The 19,835-nt window shown below is 68.9% G+C and carries 19 protein-coding genes; 7 read left to right on the top strand and 12 right to left on the bottom strand.

Annotated features, from left to right (window positions below; translation table 11 throughout):
- Positions 1-120: 120 nt before the first annotated feature.
- The 4 genes from FNM00_RS18020 to FNM00_RS18005 form a co-directional block, all read right to left on the bottom strand.
- The gene (locus FNM00_RS18020; protein ID WP_143914922.1) at positions 121-1,056 is read right to left on the bottom strand and encodes an SRPBCC family protein; all 936 of its coding nucleotides are present in this window, start codon (positions 1,054-1,056) and stop codon (positions 121-123) included.
- 193 nt (positions 1,057-1,249) lie between these two features.
- Positions 1,250-3,799 (bottom strand): ABC transporter permease, encoded by a 2,550-nt coding sequence (locus tag FNM00_RS18015; RefSeq protein ID WP_143914921.1) that lies wholly within the window; start codon positions 3,797-3,799, stop codon positions 1,250-1,252.
- A gap of 4 nt (positions 3,800-3,803) precedes the next feature.
- Positions 3,804-4,565 (bottom strand): ABC transporter ATP-binding protein, encoded by a 762-nt coding sequence (locus FNM00_RS18010; protein ID WP_143914920.1) that lies wholly within the window; start codon positions 4,563-4,565, stop codon positions 3,804-3,806.
- 240 nt (positions 4,566-4,805) lie between these two features.
- Complete coding sequence (locus FNM00_RS18005; RefSeq protein WP_143914919.1) at positions 4,806-5,882, bottom strand: aldo/keto reductase; 1,077 nt, start codon at positions 5,880-5,882, stop codon at positions 4,806-4,808.
- A 67-nt stretch (positions 5,883-5,949) separates the two neighbouring features.
- Between FNM00_RS18005 and FNM00_RS18000 the strand changes: the two genes are divergently transcribed.
- Both FNM00_RS18000 and FNM00_RS17995 read left to right on the top strand, forming a co-directional pair.
- Complete coding sequence (locus FNM00_RS18000; RefSeq protein WP_185973240.1) at positions 5,950-6,525, top strand: MOSC domain-containing protein; 576 nt, start codon at positions 5,950-5,952, stop codon at positions 6,523-6,525.
- 12 nt (positions 6,526-6,537) lie between these two features.
- Positions 6,538-7,026 (top strand): SRPBCC family protein, encoded by a 489-nt coding sequence (locus tag FNM00_RS17995; protein ID WP_143914918.1) that lies wholly within the window; start codon positions 6,538-6,540, stop codon positions 7,024-7,026.
- A gap of 5 nt (positions 7,027-7,031) precedes the next feature.
- Here the strand turns inward: FNM00_RS17995 and FNM00_RS17990 are convergent, their stop codons facing one another.
- Genes FNM00_RS17990 through FNM00_RS17980 form a run of 3 tightly spaced genes read right to left on the bottom strand, consistent with a single transcriptional unit; the run spans position 7,032 to position 10,317 of the window.
- The gene (locus FNM00_RS17990) at positions 7,032-7,892 is read right to left on the bottom strand and encodes a transglutaminase family protein (RefSeq protein ID WP_185973239.1); all 861 of its coding nucleotides are present in this window, start codon (positions 7,890-7,892) and stop codon (positions 7,032-7,034) included.
- Positions 7,889-8,812 carry an alpha-E domain-containing protein gene (locus tag FNM00_RS17985; protein ID WP_143914916.1) on the bottom strand — a complete coding sequence of 308 codons (924 nt, stop codon included), beginning with the start codon at positions 8,810-8,812 and terminating at the stop codon, positions 7,889-7,891. Before FNM00_RS17985 ends, FNM00_RS17990 begins: the two co-directional genes overlap by 4 nt.
- Complete coding sequence (locus FNM00_RS17980; RefSeq protein ID WP_221933813.1) at positions 8,812-10,317, bottom strand: circularly permuted type 2 ATP-grasp protein; 1,506 nt, start codon at positions 10,315-10,317, stop codon at positions 8,812-8,814. The genes FNM00_RS17985 and FNM00_RS17980 overlap by 1 nt, the downstream gene beginning before the upstream one ends.
- A gap of 124 nt (positions 10,318-10,441) precedes the next feature.
- Between FNM00_RS17980 and FNM00_RS17975 the strand changes: the two genes are divergently transcribed.
- Positions 10,442-10,876, top strand: coding sequence for an HNH endonuclease (locus FNM00_RS17975; protein ID WP_143914915.1), 435 nt, complete (start codon positions 10,442-10,444; stop codon positions 10,874-10,876).
- A gap of 14 nt (positions 10,877-10,890) precedes the next feature.
- On the opposite strand, the gene FNM00_RS17970 is transcribed toward FNM00_RS17975, so the two are convergent.
- The 4 genes from FNM00_RS17970 to FNM00_RS17955 are packed head-to-tail and all read right to left on the bottom strand — an operon-like array spanning position 10,891 to position 14,192.
- On the bottom strand, positions 10,891-11,469 hold the full coding sequence (locus tag FNM00_RS17970; RefSeq protein ID WP_205198247.1) for a MarR family winged helix-turn-helix transcriptional regulator: 579 nt from the start codon (positions 11,467-11,469) through the stop codon (positions 10,891-10,893).
- Positions 11,470-11,489: 20 nt separating this feature from the next.
- Entirely contained in the window at positions 11,490-12,350 is an 861-nt protein-coding gene (locus FNM00_RS17965) for an ABC transporter permease (protein ID WP_143914914.1), read from the bottom strand.
- Entirely contained in the window at positions 12,340-13,137 is a 798-nt protein-coding gene (locus FNM00_RS17960; RefSeq protein ID WP_143914913.1) for an ABC transporter ATP-binding protein, read from the bottom strand. Before FNM00_RS17960 ends, FNM00_RS17965 begins: the two co-directional genes overlap by 11 nt.
- Positions 13,134-14,192, bottom strand: coding sequence for an ABC transporter substrate-binding protein (locus tag FNM00_RS17955; protein WP_143914912.1), 1,059 nt, complete (start codon positions 14,190-14,192; stop codon positions 13,134-13,136). The genes FNM00_RS17960 and FNM00_RS17955 overlap by 4 nt, the downstream gene beginning before the upstream one ends.
- Positions 14,193-14,447: 255 nt before the next feature.
- On the opposite strand from FNM00_RS17955, the gene FNM00_RS17950 reads away from it, so the two are divergent.
- Positions 14,448-15,269 (top strand): siderophore-interacting protein, encoded by an 822-nt coding sequence (locus tag FNM00_RS17950; RefSeq protein WP_143914911.1) that lies wholly within the window; start codon positions 14,448-14,450, stop codon positions 15,267-15,269.
- A gap of 44 nt (positions 15,270-15,313) precedes the next feature.
- Positions 15,314-16,219 (top strand): DUF368 domain-containing protein, encoded by a 906-nt coding sequence (locus FNM00_RS17945; protein ID WP_185973238.1) that lies wholly within the window; start codon positions 15,314-15,316, stop codon positions 16,217-16,219.
- A gap of 181 nt (positions 16,220-16,400) precedes the next feature.
- Here the strand turns inward: FNM00_RS17945 and FNM00_RS17940 are convergent, their stop codons facing one another.
- Positions 16,401-17,282, bottom strand: coding sequence for a siderophore-interacting protein (locus tag FNM00_RS17940; protein ID WP_143914910.1), 882 nt, complete (start codon positions 17,280-17,282; stop codon positions 16,401-16,403).
- A gap of 88 nt (positions 17,283-17,370) precedes the next feature.
- Between FNM00_RS17940 and FNM00_RS17935 the strand changes: the two genes are divergently transcribed.
- Entirely contained in the window at positions 17,371-18,492 is a 1,122-nt protein-coding gene (locus tag FNM00_RS17935; RefSeq protein WP_143914909.1) for a lipid II:glycine glycyltransferase FemX, read from the top strand.
- A gap of 13 nt (positions 18,493-18,505) precedes the next feature.
- Positions 18,506-19,537 carry an alanine racemase gene (locus tag FNM00_RS17930; RefSeq protein WP_143914908.1) on the top strand — a complete coding sequence of 344 codons (1,032 nt, stop codon included), beginning with the start codon at positions 18,506-18,508 and terminating at the stop codon, positions 19,535-19,537.
- Positions 19,538-19,835 lie beyond the last annotated feature (298 nt).

The following is a 19,835-nucleotide window of genomic DNA, read 5'->3' as shown; positions in this document are numbered from 1 at the left end:
TCGTCTGGTGAGTGCACACGAGCCCCGCAGCGGATCGACCGACAGATCCCGTTAAAGACCCTCAGTCAGTCAGTCGCTGAGTCAGGACGACCGCTGCGGGGCTCACCCACATCATCACTGTCAGTCGGCGAAGCGCCGCTCCAGATGTCGCGCGAGGGCGTCGAGCTCGTCGCGCGCACGGCGCCGGGAGGCGCGCTCGACGGTGCGCGCGAGCCGGCGGCGCACCCACGTCGGCGCGGAGGAGCGGAAGTCCGACTGCACGTACAGCTCCAGCGTCGTGAGCTCCGCCGACTCCTCCACCACCACGAACGAGTGTCGTTGGGCATCGGCCCGACCATCCCACGTCACCTCGAAGGTCACGCCCCACGGGGCGACCCGCGCCAGCAGGGTGATCATGCCGCTGACCGCCGCGCCTCGGCGGGCCACGGTGAACTCCCACTGCCCTGATCCATGCTCGCGCACGGAGAGATCGGGACGGGCCAGCGGCCAGCGCACCGGATCGTCGATATCGGACCACACGAGCGCCGCCGGGACACCGATCCGGACCGCGTGCGCGATGCTAAGGCTCCGGGTCGCCGCCGCCGTGGAGGCCCCTCGCCGGATCTTCGGACCACCGGTCCGGGCCACAGCCCCCAACAGCACCCGTGGACTCGTACCGGCCGCCTCGAGGACCGCGACCGTCGCTCCCGAGTTCTCCGTGAGCACCGCCACCAGGAGGTCGAGGTCGCTGCCCGACTGGACACCGCGCACCACCTCGAGGGCGCGAGGCGACCAGCTGAGCTCACTGCCGGCCGAGGACCCGTGCGCGCTCGCCTGCTCGATCCGGGAGCGATGCGCGACGCGGCCGTTGCCGAGCTGTCGCTCGAAGGCGAGCGAGGCGATGACATAGGAGACGCCGTTGGCGAGCAGCAGACTGCGCGCCGGTCCCGGCAGATCGGCCAGGGCGAGCAGCAGATGCTCGACGTCGACCTCGGGATGGCCCCAGGACGACGCCTCGCGTTCCGCGCGCCGCAGGGCCGGACGGTCCGCGCCACCGTGGGGAGCGAGTTGCCGCACGTCGTCCTCCCCTCGTATCGGCTTCAGGCTACCGCGCCGGAGGGGTGTTCCGGAGACATTTCACCGGAACGTGACAGCGCTCTCTCGGTGGGTGGCGGTAGGCCATCAACCTCTCGTACCGGACGGCGGTAGAGGGTCAACCTCATCCCCAACCGATGACGTTGACCCTCTACCCCTGCCGGACAGGTGTCCGTCAGTCCGTGGCGATGGCCCGCAGGACATTGAGCCGGGAAGCACGCCACGCCGGCACGACCGCGGCCAGCACACCGACCACCGCAGCCACCACGACGAAGACCGCCAGCTGCACCCACGGGATCGCGAGATGCGTGATGCCCTCGTGGCTGAACGCACTGCGCAGGGACACCCCGAACAACAGACCCGACGCGATCCCCAGCAACGCCCCCAAGACCGCGATCGTGATCGACTCCAGACGCACCATGCGCCGCAGCTGGCGGCGCGACAGGCCCACCGCCCGCAGCAGGCCGACCTCGCGAGTCCGCTCGATGACGCTGAGCGAGAGCGTGTTGATGATACCGAGGACCGCGATCACGATCGCCAGGCCGAGCAGCGCGTAGATCAGGTAGAGCAGTTGGTTCACCTGCGCGCGTTGGGCGTCGGCGAACTCCTGCTTGTCCTGCACGGTGACCGTCGGGATGGCGGCGACCGCATCGGTGATCTCATCGCCCACCTCGTCGAGGTCCGCCCCGGGTGCGGCGTTGACCGCGAGATAGGAGTCGACCCGCTTCAGCCCCACCTGCTCGATGACATCGCGCAGGACGAGTGACGGGCCGACGACATAGGTGTCGGCGTAGACGCCGCTGACGGTGACCGGAAGCTCGGTCCCCGGGAAGGTCAGATCCAGGCGATCGCCCGTGCTCACCCCGAGCTGGTCGGCGGTCGTCTCGTTGAACGCGATCTGGTCGGTGGCCTCTGGCGCGTGCCCGGAGCTGTAGCTCAGCTCGAAGATGCGGTCCAGCGAGGCCGGATCCACCGCAGAGCCGTAGACCGACCGGTCGTCGACACCGAACCCGACGTTCTGCTCCGCGGACACCTCGCCGACACCGGGCAGCGCCGCGACATCCTCGGCGACCGTGGTCGAGAACGGCTGACCGATCGCATTCGACACGAGGAAGTCGGTGGTGAACTGCTCGTCCACCCCGGCCTCGATCGACCGGTTGATCGACGACCCGAGCACCGACATGGTGGTCACCAGCGCGAGGCCGATCATGAGTGCCGATGCGGTGGCTGCCGTACGCCGCGGGTTGCGGCTGGCGTTCTGCGTGGCCAGCCGGCCGACCGCGCCGAACAGCGCGCGGTTGAGCACCCCGGTGAGTGCGATGACCGGCAGCGCGGTCACCGGGCTGGTGAGCGCGACGGCCATCAGCACGAAGAAGATGCCGATGCCGATCCAGGCCGGGGCCTTCGGGACGTCCCCGAACAGACCGGCAGCCATCAGCGCGGCACCCGCCGCGGCCAGCGCGACGCCGACGATCAGCCGCTTGTGGATCGTGCCCTCCGGCAGGGCGACATCGTCGCGCATGGCGGCGACCGGTGGCACCTTCGCCGCCCGCCGCGCCGGGAACCAGGCTGCCACCATCGTCACGAGGATGCCGACGACATACGACACGATGACCGTCCGCGGCGCGAAGACGAGGGCCGTGCCGGACAGGTCGAGCCCGAACTGCCCGAACAACGCCTTGAGGACAGCCGCTAGCCCATAGCCGAGCACGAGACCGAGGGTCGAGCCGAGCACGCCGACCGCGAACGCCTCCGTCAGGACCGAACGGGTCACCTGACCGCGCGAGGCGCCCATGGCACGCAGCAACGCCAGTTCCCGGCTGCGCTGGGCGACCAGGATCGAGAAGGTGTTGACGATGAGGAAGGTACCGACGACGAGCGCGATGGCCGCGAAGACGAGCAGGAAGGTATTGAGGAAGCCGAGCACCGTGTTGATGATCGACTGGGTCTCGTCGGCGAGGTCGTCACCGGTGACCGCTTCGGCACCGTCCGGGAGCACCTGTGCGACGCGGTCGGCGAGCTCGGTCTGTGAGACGCCGGGATCGGCCTCCACCGAGATCGAGGAATAGGCGTCCTGGCCGTCCAGGAAGAGCTCCTGAGCGCGCGGGGTGTCGAAGGTGACGAGCGTGGCGCCCGCCAATCCGCCGCCGGCGAACTCCACGATGCCGACGAGCTTCGCCTCGACCTGCGGCTCGGCTCCGGTGGTGAACATCTCGACGGTGTCGCCCAGTTCGTAGCCGGCGTTCTCGATCGATCGTTCGTCGATCGCGACCTCGTCGGGACCCTCGGGGATCTCGCCCTGGCTGATCGTGGCGATCTGATCGCCGTCGGCGTTGGGAGCGTCGTTCCAGTTGAACGCGAGCGTGGGCGCGCCGGTGCCGCCGAGCAGGGTGCCGTCCTTCTTCTTGACGAACAGGCCCATGCCCTCGACATTGCCGTCGGCGCGCGCCACCCCGTCGACGTCCGCGATCGTCTGCACCAGCGACGCCGGCATGGAGCGATCGTCGAGGTTGACCTCGTTCTCGAGCCCCGCCTGACCGGAGTCCTCGAAGCGCACATTCACGTCCGAGACGGTGCCGTAGACGATGTTGTCGAAGCTCTTGCCCATCGTGTCGGTGAACACCAGCGAGCCGGCGACGAAGGCGATACCCAGCACGATCGCGAAGGCGCTGAGGACGAGACGCACCTTGCGGGCGAGCAGGTTGCGCAGCGTGACCTTGAGCATGCGGTCAGTCCTCCTGCGATGCGCTCATCGCGCGCTGCTGCAGGGCCGTCATCCGCTCCAGGACGGTCTCGGCCGTCGGCTTGCGCAGTTCGTCGACGACGACGCCGTCGGCGAGGAAGACGACCCGGTCGGTGTACGAGGCGGCGACGGGATCGTGCGTCACCATGACGATCGTCTGTCCGAACTCGTCGACGCTGCGGCGCAGGAAGCCGAGCACCTCGGCCCCGGACGTGCTGTCGAGGTTGCCGGTGGGCTCGTCGGCGAACACGATCGAGGGCCGGCCGACGAGCGCGCGGGCACAGGCGACGCGCTGCTGCTGGCCGCCGGACATCTCGTTCGGACGGTGCTTGAGCCGGTCGGCCAGTCCGACGGCCTCGATGACCTGGCGGTACCAGTCGTCATCGGGCTTGCGGCCGGCGATAGATAGCGGCAGGAGGATGTTCTCTTCGGCTGTCAGCGTCGGGACCAGGTTGAACGCCTGGAACACGAAGCCGATCCGGTCGCGACGCAGACGCGTGAGGTCCTTGTCCTTCAGCGCGGCGAGCTCGGTGTCACCGATGACGACCGATCCCGCGGATGGCGCGTCCAGGGCGGCCATGCAGTGCATGAGGGTCGACTTGCCCGATCCCGAGGGGCCCATGACGGCGGTGAACTCGCCGCCGTGGATGTCGAGGGTGACGCCGTCGAGGGCGTGCACCTCGGCGTCGTTCTTACCGTAGATCTTCACGAGGTCGCGGGCCTGAGCGGCCACGGTGGTGGTGGTCATGTCCGACAGCCTAGAAATCAGCGCCGGCCCCGTCACTCGGGTTCTGCCCTGAGACAACCCTGAGAGTCACTCAGGGGACCCGGAGCGAGGAGCGGCGGACGCAGGATGTGATTCTGCGGTTGCCCTGGCGACCGCCGAAGCACATCCTTGGTGCACAGCGGACGAAAGATGTGATTCCGCGGTAGTCCCGGCAACCGCAGAGACACATCTCTCGTGGTCCGCCGCCCTCAGGGCGTGAGATCACTCGATCACGGTCGAGGTGTTCCACAGATCGATCGCGTCGTCATTGCCGTGGCCCACCAACTCGTCGATACGAGCGAGCTCGTCATCGGTGAAATCGGTGCGGTCCGCCGCTGCCGCATTCTCGTCGAGCTGCTCCGGACGGGACGCGCCCACCAGCGCGGAGGTCACCCCGCCCGGACGCAGGGCCCAGGAGATCGCCAGCTGCGTCAGCGACTGACCTCGATCCCCGGCCAGCTCCGCGAGACCACGCAGACGATCCTGATTGCGCTCCACGACCGACTCGTCGAAGGACGGACGCTCCGTCGCACGTTCGACAGCGCCCTCGCCGACATACCGATCGCTCAGCAGCCCCTGCGCGAGCACCGTGAACGCGATCGACCCCATCCCCACGTCGTCCAGGGTGTCCAGCAGCTCATCCTCCACCCACCGGTTCACCATCGAATACGCCGGCTGATGGATGACCAGCGGCGTCCCCAGATCGCGGGCGATCTGCGCCGCATCGCGCGTCCGCTCCGGCGAATACGAGGAGATGCCGCCGTAGAGCGCCTTGCCCTGGCGGATCGCCGTGTCGATCGCCCCGATCGTCTCCTCCAGCGGTGTCGCGGAGTCCGCGCGGTGCGAATAGAAGATGTCGACATAGTCCAGGCTCATCCGCTGTAGCGACGCGTCCAAGCTCGACAGCAGGTACTTGCGCGAACCCAGGAATCCGTGCGGGCCCGGCCACATGTCCCAACCAGCCTTGGTCGAGATCACCAACTCGTCACGGTAGGGGCCGAAATCGCCGCGCATCATCCGGCCGAAGTTCTCCTCCGCGCTCCCGTAAGGCGGCCCGTAGTTGTTCGCCAGGTCCAGATGCGTGATGCCCAGATCGAAGGCGCGGCGCAGCACCGCTCGCATGTCGTCGAAGGTCCGGTTGTCGCCGAAGTTGTACCAGAGCCCCAACGAGACCGGCGGCAACAGCAGACCCGACCGACCCACCCGCCGATAGGGCCGATGACGATAGCGATCCTCAGCGGCCTGCCACGGCCGATGCGTCTCGGGAACCGGATCGGAGTACCAGACCTCATCGCTCATACACCCGAGCCTAGAACGATCCAACCGACCGGACACGCCTCAGAGGTTCCACGGATAGGCTCGACCCATGAGCGTGGCGCCCACCGATCTGGAGATCGTCGGCTTCGTCGTATCGCCCCGACGCCGCTTCCAAGGCCGTCCGGCCGACGGCCCCGAACCCTACGACGGTGACGAGCACCCCACCCGGATCGACATCCGTGCGGGACTCGGCGTCGTGGGAGACCGCTACTTCAACGCCGGATTCCCCTACGCGGCGATCACCTTCATCGCCGAAGAATCCGTCGACTGGCTCGCCGAGCACCTCGACTCCGGCCCCTTCGACCCGCTCCTCGCCCGCCGCAATGTCATCACCCGAGGACTCGACGTCGATGCGCTCGTCCGCACCGAGTTCGCCCTCGACACTCCCGACGGCATCGCACGCTTCCGATCGATCACCCCCGCCAACCCCTGCGCCTGGATGAACGAGATGTACGCGCCCGGCGCCCACCAGGCCTTCCGCGGACGCGCGGGGATCCGCTGCGAACCCCTCACCGACGCCAGCCTCCGACTCGGTCCCGCCCGGCTCACCGCCTCCCGCGACCTGGAACGCGACGAGCTCCACCGCCGCGTCAGCCAAGCGGCCGCCATGCAGGCAAGCCAGTAGACAGGAGCATTCATGCCCGTCGTCGAGTCGAAGGTCCTCGTCCCCGTCAGCCCGGACATCGCCTTCGCCGTGTCGCAGACCACCGGCGAGGCACGGCTGCGGTGGGACCCGTTCATCCGTCGCCAACGCTTCGTCGGCGACGCCACCGACCCGGGGACCGGCGTGCAGACCCTCACCGTCCACCGGCTCGGCTTCCGGATGATCAGCGAGTACGTCTCCTACCGTCCCCCGTCGAACGTCGGCATGAAGATGGTCACCGGACCGTGGTTCTTCGCCAAGCTCGGCGCCGGCTGGCGGTTCACCGAGGACACGCCCGGACGGACGATCGCCGTCTGGCGGTACAACTTCACCTGCCGGCCACGGTGGCTCGCTCCGCTGGCCGAACGCATCGGCAGCGTGATGCTGCAACGCGACATCGACCGGCGTATCCGCGGCTTCGCGCGCGGATGCACCGACCCGGTAGTGCTCGACGCCGCGCGAGCCTCGCGAGAGACCGACTGACCGGCTCAGGCGAGACGGGTGAGCTCGACCTCGACGATCGCGTCCACGGACCCACCGGTCGCATAGATGCCCCGCAGCGGTGGCACATCGGCGAACTCCCGTCCGATGCCGAGGGCCACGTGCCGCGGGCCGATCGCGCCGTCCTCGAGCACGTCGTAGCCTGTCCAGTCACCGTCCCACCACTGCACCCACGCGTACGGCTCCGAGGTGAACGTCTCGCCGACTGGCGGATCATCATCGGCATGGACATATCCGGAGACGAAGCGAGCAGGAATCCCGGCCTGGCGCAGCGCACCGAGGACCACGTGCACCAGATCGTGCACCACTCCCGCACGCGCCTCCCACACCTCGCGCGCGGTCGACGAGACATGGGTCGGTGCGCCGAGCCGCTGCACCTCGGTCCGCACGATCTCGCCCACCGCATGCACGTACTCGGCCGGCGAGCCCGAAGCCTCCCGGATATCCAGCAACCGGGATGCGAGGCCCGCATCGGGGTCGGTGACCTCACTGGGGGCGAGGTACTCGCAGTGCCGATCGCGCAGATCAGGGTCGGCCAGACCCTCCCATCCGATCGCGTCGACCGAGCCGGTATCGACCGGTCCCGTGTCGACGACCGAGGTCGCCGACACGGTCAGCACCTCGTGCTCCTCGGTGACCTCGAAGGCCGTGACCGTGGTGCCCCAGTAGTCGCGGTACTCCTGCGACCATGCGCTCGGGTCGATCTCGACCCGCGATCGGAGCACCACCTGATCGCCGGTGGTCAGCGGAATCAGGCGTGCCTCGCTGTACGTCGCCGCCGAGGACTCGGCATAGCGGTGGCTCGTGACGTGACGGACGCGCCACTGCATCGTGTCGGCACCACTCATAGCGACACCCTCCCGGACCACTCGTGCCATTCCTCCTGGGCGAAGTACCGCGACGTCAGCGCGTCGCTGGCCGTACCGCAGGAACGCTGTATCCGCTCCATCTCGAAGGGCAGATTGTCCATGATCTCGCCGAGCGGCCGGTACTCCAGCTCGGTGCGGGCCCGCCCCAGCAGCCGTTGCGCCTCGTCGGCGAATCCGGCGCGACGGCCGCTGCGCTCGAGCCTCTCGAGCGCCAGCTCCGCCTCCATCAACGCCGAGACGACCGAGCGCGGGAACCAGCGGTCCAGCAGCATGTACTCCGCCGCCGCACGATCGGCCTCGATGCCGCGATAGGTCCGGATGAAGCTCTCATAGCCACTGCACGCGCGCAGGGTGTTCGACCAGGCCACCTGAGCCCCGCTGCTCGCGGCGGCAGCGAGGATGCGAGCCGTCATGTCGGCGCGTTCCAGGCTGCGCCCGAGGCTGTAGAAGTACCAGCCCTGGTCGCGCGGCATGGTGTCCTCCGCGATGCCGGTGATCATGGCGGTCCGGCCACGCACCCACGCGAACATCTCCGGCGGTCGCATCGACGTGGCCATCGGCACGCCCTGCCAGGTGGCGTTGATCGCCGACCAGATGTCGGTGGAGATGGTCTCGCGAGTGCTGCGCGCGGCCTCGCGCAAGCCGCCGATGACGGCCACGATCGAGGAGGTCGAAGACGCGTCCAGGGCCAGGAGCTTGAGGATCGACCATCGGTTGGGCACACCATCGAAGTCCTCGATGCCCATCACGGTGAGCAGCTGGTCGCACACGGCGACCTCGTCGAGGCCCGGGTCCTCGACGAGCACCTGCATCTGCACGTCCAGGAGGCGGGCGGTGTCGTCGGCGCGCTCGACATAGCGGCCGATCCAGAACAGCGACTCCGCGATCCGGCTGAGCATCACACATCACCTCCGGACTGGGACTGCTCCTCGAGGAGCAGCTCGGTCTCCTCGGCCTCGGCCGATTCGGCGTCGCGGGCGAGGATCCAGGTGTCCTTGGAGCCGCCTCCGCGCGAGGAGTTGACGATGAGCTCGCCCTCGGGAAGGGCCACGCGCGTCAGGCCACCGGGCAGCACCCACACCTCGTCGCCGTCGTTCACCGCGAACGGCCGCAGGTCCACGTGACGGGGCCGGATGCCGTCCTCCACGAGGGTCGGGACCGTCGACAACGACACCACCGGCTGCGCGATCCAGTCGCGGGGGTCGGCGAGGATCTTGCCGCGGACCTCGTCCAGCTCTGCGGGGCTCGCCGCCGGGCCGATGACGATGCCCTTGCCGCCCGAACCGTCGACGGGTTTGAGCACCAGCTCGCCGAGGCGGTCGAGGACCTCCTCGCGCTGGTCCGCGTCGCCGAGGCGCCAGGTGTCGACATTGCGGAGGATCGGCTCCTGGCCGAGGTAGTAGCGGATCAGATCGGGCACATAGGTGTAGAGCAGCTTGTCGTCGGCGACCCCGTTGCCGACCGCATTGGCGATCGTCACATTGCCCGCGCGCGCCGCGTTGATGAGACCGGGGACCCCCAGCGCGGAGTCGGCCCGGAACTGCACGGGGTCGAGGAACTCGTCGTCGATCCGCCGATAGATGACGTGGACCGGCGCGAGCCCCGCGGTGGTGCGCATCATGACGCGTCCCGCGTGGCAGACGAGGTCGCGGCCCTCGACCAGCTCGACGCCCATCGTGCGAGCGAGCAGCGTGTGCTCGAAGTAGGCCGAGTTGTAGACGCCGGGGGTCAGCACGACGACCGTGGGATCGTTGACGCCCGCCGGCGCCGCGGCGCGCAGGGCGTGCAGCAGGGCCCGGGAGTAGCGGGCGACCGGTCGGATGCGGTGATCGGCGAAGACCTCGGGCAGCGCCGCCGACATCGCGCGGCGGTTGGTCATCACATAGGAGACACCGGAGGGAACGCGGACATTGTCCTCCAGCACCCGGAACTCACCGCCCTCGTCGCGGATGAGGTCGACCCCCGCCACGTGGACCCGCACACCGTTCGCCGGGTCCACTCCGGCGACGACCCGGTGATAGTGCGGGGAGGTCATGACCGTCTCGCGGGGCACCACCCCGTCGCTGAACAGCTCGCCGGGGCCGTACGCGTCCGCGAGGAAGGCCTCCAGCGCCTTGACCCGTTGCTGGACTCCGGCGTCGACGGTCTCCCACGCCTCGGCCTCGATGATGCGCGGGACGATGTCGAGGGGGAAGGGTCGTTCCTCCCCCGCCACGCCGAAGGTGATCCCCTGCTCCAGATAGGAGGAGGCCAGGGAGTCGGCCCGCTGGCGTACGTCCTCGGTGCCCATCTCGCCGAAGGCCTCCGCGATGCCGGCGTAGAGCTCACGCAGACCGGTGGCGGTGAACATCTCGTCATATCCGGCGAGGGGTCCATACCCGTCGAAGAGTCGTCCGTCCGTCACGTCCCCACCCTAGGGGGGATTCGTGTCGAACACTTTTCGAGCGGATTCCGGGTGACTCGTTCATGTCGACGATGCCTCCCGTCAGCACCGAGCGGTTACGATGCGTAGCGGAAAGGGTACGCAGATGGGCGATGTGCTGGTGCTCAACGCGAGTTACGAGCCACTGCAACGCGTCTCCCTGCGGCACGCCATCAAGATGCTCGTCCGCGAGGTCGCCGTCATCGAGGAGTCCGATGACACGAGCTTCGGCCCCTTCCCCCGCCCCACGGTGCTGCGACTCGTGCGCTATGTCGTCACCGCGTGGATGCACCGTCCCGGACGGCTGTGCACCAAGACCGCGATCAAGGCCCGCGACCGCCAGCGTTGCGCCTACTGCGGCGGCCGTGCCGAGACGGTCGATCACGTCCTCCCCCGATCGCGCGGCGGCACACTGTCGTGGGAGAACGCCGTCGCGGCGTGCCTGCGCTGCAACCACCGCAAGGCCGATCGGACCCCCGAGGAGGCCGGGATGCTGCTGCTGATCGTGCCCGCCGAGCCGCGCCGGGCACTGCCCAGCTGACCCGGCGGGCCCTCTCAGCCTCGTTCCGCCGCCTCCGGTGCGTGGACGGGCAGCTCCCGCGCGGTGTCCGCGTGGCGATCGATCGACTCCTCGATCTTGCGCAGCAGGCGATCGAGCAGCCCCAGTTCCTCCTCATCGAGGTCGGCAAGCAGCGTCGATTGCGCCAGCACGTGCTGTCCGTAGACGGCATCGATGAGGTCGCGGCCCCGCTCCGACAGCGAGACGTGGACGACTCGCCGGTCCCGCGCGTCGCGGTTGCGCTCGATCAGGCCATCGGCCTGCATCCGGTCCAGCCGCAGCGAGATCCCGCCGCTGGTGAGCATGGACGACTCGGCCAGCTCGGTGGCGGTCTTGCGAGCCGAGGCACCCGAGCGCCGGAGATTCGCGAGCACGTCGAAGGAGCCCAGCGACAACCCGGCCGCCTCGTGGCGGGCGTTGAAGATCGCGCGCTGCCGCGTGACGATGCGCGAGAGCCGGCCGAAGACCCCCATCGCCGACAACGGCGGCAGGTCGGGACGTTCACGCTCCCAGTCCCGCACCACCTCGTCGACCTTGTCGGGTCGGTCCGCCGCCTGGGCCGGTGTCTCGCTCACGTCAACGCCCTTCTCCTCGCTCACAGTCCACCGGCCGCCTCGAACGAGCGTCCGCTCCGGCTGCCTCGCACCAGCAGCCGCTCGAGCAGGCCGATGATCGCGAAGAGCACCAGACCCAGCGCCGACAGGTAGCCGATACCGGCGAACACGGTCACAGTGTCCAGGTTCCCGCGCGCCTGGGTGATGAGCACCCCCAGGCCGCGATCGGCTCCGACGAACTCCGCCACGACCGCGCCGACGACCGCGAGCGTGATCGCGACCTTCGCCCCGGCGAAGATGCTCGGCAACGCCCATGGGAAGCGGATCTTCCAGAACGCCTGCCAGCGGCTCGCGCCCATCGAGCGCACGAGCATGAGGCTCTCGGGACGAGCGGCATGGAAGCCCACAGCGGCGTCGATCACGAGGGGGAAGAAGCTGATCAGCACCACCATGAGGATCTTCGGCGGATCGCCGAAGCCGAACCAGATGATGAACAGCGGCGCGATGGCGACCTTCGGCACCACCTGCGACAGGACCAGCAGCGGATAGAGGACGCGCTCGAAGAGCGGGCTGTAGACCATCCCGATCGCGATGGGCACGGCCACCAGGACCGACAGCACGAAGCCGAGCACGATCGCCCAGAGCGTCGGCACGGACGCCTCCCAGTAGCGCGAGGCGTCGACGACCATCGACTCCACGATGGTGAAAGGCGCCGGCAGCACGTATTCCTCGACGAGCCCGGTCGACGAGGCGATCTGCCAGGCGCCGACCAGCAGCACGAGCAGGGTCGTGCTCGGAAGCCAGCGACGTGCCGCCCCCGCGAGCTTCGCCTGGATCACGCCGTCACGGGTCGTGGTCGGTCGCGCGGTGGAGGGCGCGGTGACCGTCTGCTCACTCGTCATCGCCGAACACCCCCAGTCGCGAGAACTCCTCACGGATCGCGTTCACGTGACCACGGAACTCCTCCGAGCCCCGGTCGGCGATGTGCCGCGGGCGGGGCAGGTCGATCGTCAGGTCGGCGGCGATACTCGCCGGTCGAGGGCTCAGCACCACGACGCGGTCGGCGAGGAAGACGGCCTCCTCGATGCTGTGGGTGATGAGGACGACGGTGCTGCGCACCGTGAGCCAGAGATGCTGCAGATCCAGTTGGACCTGGTCGCGGGTGATCGCGTCGAGTGCCCCCAGTGGCTCGTCCATGAGCACCATGCTCGGCTCGTGCAGCAATGCACGGCACAGGGCGACCCGCTGCTGCATGCCTCCGGAGAGCTCGTCGGGGTAGTGGTCGGCGAAGCCCTCCAGTCCCACGTCGGCCAGCAGTTGCAGGGCCCGCTCGCGGTAGGCGTTCTTGTCGAGCTTGCGGATCTCGGCCTGAAGCAGGATGTTCTCCAGTGCCGTCCGCCAGCTGAGGAGCTCAGCGCTCTGGAAGACGATGCCCGCGGTGGTCATCGGGCCGTCGACCCGCTCGTCGCCGACATCGATCGAGCCCGAGGTGGGCTGGGTCAGGCCGGCGAGCGCCATCAGCAGGGTGCTCTTGCCGCAGCCGCTGGGTCCCACGATCGCGAGGAACTCCCCTTCGGCGATGTCGAGCGACAGCCGCTCGACGGCGGTGACGGTGCCGTTCTTGGTGGAGAAGGACTTCTCGACATCGCGGAACCGGATGAACGGCTCCTCGCGCACCGCGGCCGTCATGAGTCAGCTCCCAGCTCGTCGGTGCAGGATTCCGGCAGGAACCCGTTGTCGGCGATGTCCTCGACCGCCACCCGGCCCTCGTCCACTCCGCCGTAGGTCTCCATCAGCTCAGTCGTCGAGGTCCAGTCCTCCTTCGACATGCAGCCGAAGGGCTGGCCGTCGGTGGACTCGGTGTACGCGAGCTCCATCGAGATGCCCCACTGCTCGGCCAGGACCCCGCGGTCGACCGTGCTGTCGGGGGCGTAGGCATAGAAGGCCTCGACCGCCTCCTCGGTGTTCGCATTCGTCCACTCGACGGCCTCGGTCAGCGCGGCCAGGAAGCGCTCCATGGTCTCGGGCCGGTCCTCCAGGAAGTCCGATCCCGCGACGATGCCCGAGCTGAGCATGTGGATGCCCTCGTCGCTGTAGGGCATGACGATGGGGTCGCAGTCGCACTTGAGCCCGATATTGGGTCCGCTGACGTTGAGCAGGCCGAAGGTGAAGTCGGTCTGACCGGCCATGAACAGCTCGGTGCGCGTCGGGATGTCGACATTGCGGAACTGCACGGACGCCTCGTCGATGCCCGCGGCCTCGGCGTACGCCGGGAAGATCCGCTCGGCGGCCGAGCCTGGCGTGTACCCGGCGGTCTTGCCTTCGAGGTCCTCCGGGGAGGCGATGCCCGACTCCTCGAGGGCGTAGAGCGCGAGCGAGGAGTCCTGGACCATGCCCGCGACCATCCGCACGTCGATGCCCTGGGCCGCCGACTGGACGAGGCTGCCGGCGTCCACATAGCCGATATCGTCCGATCCGTTGCCGACCGTCTGGATCGTCGTCGCCGACTCCTTGCCCTCATTGAGCTCGACGTTCAGGTCGTGCTTCTCGAAGATGCCGGTCTCGACGCCGGCGACCAGCGGAAGCACCGCGCCGGAGTAGTAGACATCGGTGCGGATCTTCACGGTCTCGCGACCCTCGGCATCGGTCTGCGGCTCACTTCCTGAGCCGCACGCCGACAGCATCAGGAATACCACCACCCCCAGTGCGACTGCGGTCCATCGTCGTCTCGGCTCGCCACTCACGTTGCTCTCCTTCGATCTCGACCCCGGGTCCACCCGTGGGGTGGACCAGACCGGGCCTCCCCGGCAGGACCGGTCTGGAGGCCATCAGCCACGGTGCTCGCGTTCGTCCGCGGGGACGATTGCTTGGCAGTTAATTGCTTTCCTATAAGACACTTAGCGCTAAGCGATGTCGAGTCGGGTCGCCACATCATGAGACACGGGTCACACTTTAGAAGGGAAGGCTTGCCTTACTATATGAGTATCCAAGGAGGTCCCATGGCGGCTCGCGCGAGTGCGATGATCAAGCCGGCGCAACGAACACTGCTGCACCTGCAGGTGCTGCGCACGACCCGGCTCAGTCCGCATTTCCGCCGGGTCACCGTGGGCGGCGGCGATATCGACCGCTTCACCCCGATGGGCTTCGACCAGTGGTTCCGGCTGTTCCTCCCCACCGGCGATGCCGGAGCCCTCGACCGCATCCCCGCCAAGGCCAACGAGACCCTGGGGTACCTGCGCTATCTGGCCATGAGCGATCGCCCGCTGATGCGCAACTACACCGTGCGCGCCCACCGCGCGCTCAGCACCCACGGTCCCCAGATCGACATCGACTTCGTCGTGCACGGACCCACCGACGATCCGACGCAGAGCGCCGCCGCGTGGGCCGCCCGCTGCTCACCGGGCGACCGACTGGCGATCATCGACGAGGGGATCGGCTTCAATCCCGAACGCGGCGTCGACGATGTCCTCCTCGCGACCGACGAGACCGGGCTCCCGGCGATGAGCGGCATCCTCGCGTCGCTTCCGGGGTCGGCACGGGGCCTCGCCGTCTGCGAGGTCGCCGATGCCGACGACCGGCTCGAGGTGGATGCCCCGGAGGGGGTGGAGGTGCGCTACCTCGTCCGTGGTCACGACGCAACCGTCGGCCAGGCCGCGCTGGCCGCGGTCGGCTCGGCCAGCGTCCCCGGGCATGCGTGGCTCGCGGGCGAACAGGGACTCGTCTCCAGCGCCCGCCGCGATCTCGTGGGGCGCGGACTCTCCACCGGTCAGATCAGCTTCTGCAGCTATTGGAAGCTCCCCCGCCACCAGCGGGTCGGCTGACACGCTCCGCCCACGGCTGGCGCGCGGCCGTAGGCTGGTGCCCCGTGCGTCCTACTCGAACCCTGCTCGACGTCGTTCGCGGCGGATTCATCGGCCTCGTCGAGATCGTGCCCGGTGTCAGCGGCGGCACCGTGGCCCTGATCATCGGACTGTACGAGACCCTCATCGACTCCGCCGGTCACCTCGCCCGGGGTCTCCTGCGCCTCGTGGCCGACCCGATCCGCGGTCGCGGAACCGCACGCGCCCGGCACGACCTCAGCGCCGTCCAGTGGGGAATCGTGTTGCCGGTGGTCGTCGGCATGGCCGTCGCCGTCATCACCGCCGCCCGTCTGCTGGCTCCGGTCATCGAGGATCACCCGGTCGAGGCGCGGGCTTTCTTCGCCGGTCTCATCCTGATCTCGATCGCCGTGCCCGCGCGCATGGTGGGCGAACGATGGCGAGGCCGGGAGGTGGCGCTGGCGGTGCTCGCCGCCGTGGCCGCCTTCCTCGTCACCGGCATCCCGCCCGCGACGATCGAGGACCCGCCGCTGTGGATCGTGGGCCTGGCGGCCGCGGTCGCGATCTGCGCCCTCGTGATGCCCGGCCTCTCCGGCTCCTTCATCCTGCTGGTGCTCGGGCTCTACGCGCCCACTCTCGATGCGCTCAACGACCGGAACCTCGCCTACATCGCCGTGTTCGGCCTGGGTGCCGTCATCGGACTCGGCGGATTCGTCCAGGTGCTGCGCTGGCTGCTGCGCGAGCACCGGCGCATCACGCTGGCCATCATGACCGGGCTGATGGCGGGCTCGTTGCGCGCGCTCTGGCCGTGGCAGACCGATGAGTCGGCGCTTCTCGCCCCCAGCGGATCGCTGACGATGCCGATGACGCTCTTCGCCATCGGCGCCGCGCTGGTGCTGACCCTGCTGATCGCCGAGGCGCTGGTGCACCGCCGGCGTGCCGTCATCACCTAGAGCAGCGACCGGACCCGTGGCCGGTGAGTAGGCGTCCTTCCGCCCGGGCGAGCGGTGCCTCAGCGTCCTTTCTCACGCGCGGAAGGACGCCTACTCACCGCTAACCAAGGGAGAAAGGACGCTAACTCACCGCCCGGCGCCGCGGTACGGGATGACTCACCGCCCAACGCGGGGTGAGCGACTAGAGGCCGGCGCGCTCGTAGATGTCCTCGAGATCGTCGAGATAGCGACCCTCGTCACCGGCGGCTCGCTCATAGGCGGCGATCGCCTCGGCCGTGACCTCATCGGCCACCGCGGCATAGCGGGCATTCCAGGCCTCGGCGTCGAACTGCCAGTATCCGCAGGTGTAGAAGTCCGACTGGGCCCAGCCGAGCTCGCGGCGCAGGCGCTTGCGCACCGCCCGGCTCGCCGCCGCCTCGCCCGCGAGCCAGACATAGCGGTCCTCCTCGGGGAGCTCCCGCTCGCAGACGGCGGCGACGAGCGCGTCGCCGATGCGGGTCTCATCGGCCACCACCTGCCAGGTGACGTCGAGATCGGCCGCACTGGGCAAGGCGATCTCGTCGGCGGCATCGGTGAGCACGACGTGGGCCTCGATACGCCGGCCGGGCTCCGCCTCACGCAGGATCCGGGCCAGCGCGGGGACTCCGGTGATGTCACAGACGAGCAGCTGCCAGCCCACATCCGCGCGCGGCTTGTACAAGCCGTGTGGGTCGATCACGGCGACCTCGTCGCCGACCACGCACGTGCGGGCCCAGTCCGAACCGAGTCCGGTGTCGTGCACGGCGATGTCCAGATCGATCTGTACATCACCGTCGACGATGCGGTGATCGGAGATCGTGTAGACGCGCGGCTCCGGGGGCGTGACGTCCTCGGGGAAGCTCCAGCCTCGCTGTCCGCCCATGATCGGCAGGACGAGTTCGTGCCCCGGCAGGGCGATGAAGACCCGGACATACTCGTCGGGGACACCGGTCGAGACCCATCCGTCGAGACCGCCGAGCGTGATGGTCACCAGATGCGGGCTGAGCTGTCGCCGGCCCCGCACGACGGCGCGATAGGAGTTCACTTAGGTAAGCCTAAGCATGATGGCCTGACGGATCAAGCGGGCCCCGCTCGCGGCCGATGTCAGCCGCCGGGCCGGTAGCCTCGGACGGGTGAAGTCCTCTCTCCAGGTGCGCGCGATCCCGACCGACGATCACCTCGCCTTCATCGCGAGCCGGCGGTCCGTCAGCTTCCTGCAGACCCCCGCGTGGGCGACCGTCAAGAGCGAGTGGCGCGGCGAGTCCCTCGGCTGGTTCGCCGGCGGCGAGCTCGTCGGTGCCGGTCTCGTGCTCTACCGTCAGCTGCCGAAGCTCAAGCGGTACCTGGCCTATCTGCCCGAGGGTCCCGATCTCGACTGGACCGGCGACGAGCTCGACGGCGCGCTCTCGGCGCTGGCCGCCCATCTGAAGTCCCAAGGCGCCTTCGGTATCCGCATGGGACCACCGGTCGTCACCCGCCGCTGGTCCGCGGCCACCATCAAGGCCGCCCTGGCCGATCCCGTGCTCGCCCAGCTGAGCGATGTGCCGGCCGACGAGCAGGACACCGAGGCACTGGCGATCGCCGACCGGCTGCGCTCACTCGGCTGGCGCGAACTGTCGACCGACGGCGGATTCGCCGCCGGACAGCCGAAGTACAACTTCCAGATCCCACTCGCAGGACGCACCGAGGAGGACCTCCTCGCCGGCATGAACCAGCAGTGGCGCCGCAACATCCGCAAGGCGGCGAAGGCGGGCGTGGAGGTGACCCGAGGCGGACGCGAGGATCTCGCCGCCTTCCACACGGTCTACGCCGAGACCGCCGAGCGCGACCACTTCACCCCGCGGCCGCTGTCCTACTTCGAGACCATGTGGGACGCCCTCACGGGGGAGGACCCGGACCGGCTGAGCCTCTATCTCGCCCACCACGAGGGCGATCTCGTCGCCGCCACGACACTCGTCCAGGTCGGCGAGCACGCCTGGTACTCCTACGGTGCGTCGACCTCGGCCAAGCGGGACGTCCGCGGCTCGAATGCGATCCAGTGGCAGATGATCCGCGACGCGATGGCTCGGGGCGCGACGGTCTACGATCTGCGTGGCATCACCGAGACCCTCGACGAGGACGACCCGCACGTCGGCCTGATCCGCTTCAAGGTCGGCACCGGCGGTGAGGCCACCGAGTATCTCGGCGAATGGGATCTACCGTTGAACCGCGCGCTCTACGCCGGTTTCACGGCTTATCTGCGCCGGCGCGGCTGATCGGGAGGACACCATGGCATTCGATCTCCACCTCGACGAGAAGCGGTGGCGCGACCACCTGCGTCACATCTGCGACACCACCCCCGGCATGGTCCCGGTCATCAAGGGCAACGGATACGGCCTCGGCCGCGATCTGCTCGCCGACGAGAGCCGTGAGCTCGGTGCCGACCTGATCGCGGTCGGCACCTATGCCGAGGTCCCCGGCGCCCTCGACCGGTTCGACGGCTCGGTCATGGTGCTCACCCCGTGGCGACCGTTCACGACCGATGTCGTCCTCGACGAGCGCGTCATCCACACGGTCGGTCGCGTCGAGGACATCGCCCAGCTGGCCGGTGAACACGCCGGCGCGCGCGTGATCGTCGAGGGCGAGACCTCGATGTCGCGGCATGGGCTGGACCGCCATGAGCTCGCCCCCGCCACCGAGGCGCTCGGCGAGCTGGTCGTCGAGGGATTCGCGATCCACCTGCCGATGGCCGGCGGCAATCTACGCGAGGCCGAACAGTGGGCCGCCGTGCTGGAGACCTCTCGACTCGACACCACGACCCTCTTCGTCTCCCATCTCACGCCCGTCGAGTTGAGCCAGCTGCGCGAGCGCAGGCCTCAGCTGACGATCCGTCCGCGGATCGGCACCTCGCTGTGGCTCGGCGACCTGGGGGCATTGGAGGTCCGGGCGACGGTCCTCGACCGGCATTTCGTCGAACGCGGCGAGCGCATCGGCTACCGCCAGCGTCCCGTGCCGCGTGACGGTCACGTGCTGATCATCGCCGGTGGCACCAGCCATGGAGTCGGCCTGGAGGCACCGCGTGCCGTCGCGAGCACGGTCGACCGCGGCAAGTCCCTGGCCAAGGGAGGCCTAGCCGCCGCCGGCCGGGCTCTCTCACCCTTCACCGTCGCCGGCAAGCAGCGCTGGTTCGCTGAGCCGCCGCACATGCAGGCGAGCATGGTGTTGCTGCCGGCCGATGTCACGGCTCCGGCGATCGGCGATACCGTGCCGGCCGCCGTGCGTTACACGATCGCGACCTTCGACCAGATCCTGCGCCACTGACGCCCCCGCAACAACCGCCGAGGTGACAGTTCGGTGATCGAGTAGACACGGCGAGCACGTGACGATGGAGCCGTGGCACGAGGGGCATAGCCGCCACGGAGCGAGACCACACCCCGCCGCCGTGAACGGCCTTCACCTACTCGACCGCCGAGGGCTCAGGTAGTGAGCCTCGGGATGCTCCTATGGATGTCAAGCGGCGAGGGTGAGGCGTCTGGGCTCGACGTGGTCAGCGGTGAGGACGTAGTAGATCTCGCGGGCGATGAGTCGTTTGAGGCAGCGGATGATGTCTTTCTTCGAG

Origin of the sequence: Aeromicrobium piscarium (assembly GCF_007421815.1) — a bacterium.
In the GTDB taxonomy this organism is placed as follows: domain Bacteria; phylum Actinomycetota; class Actinomycetes; order Propionibacteriales; family Nocardioidaceae; genus Aeromicrobium; species Aeromicrobium piscarium.
Note: the sequence above shows the minus strand (reverse complement) of the source record. Positions and strands in the feature narration are given on the sequence as shown.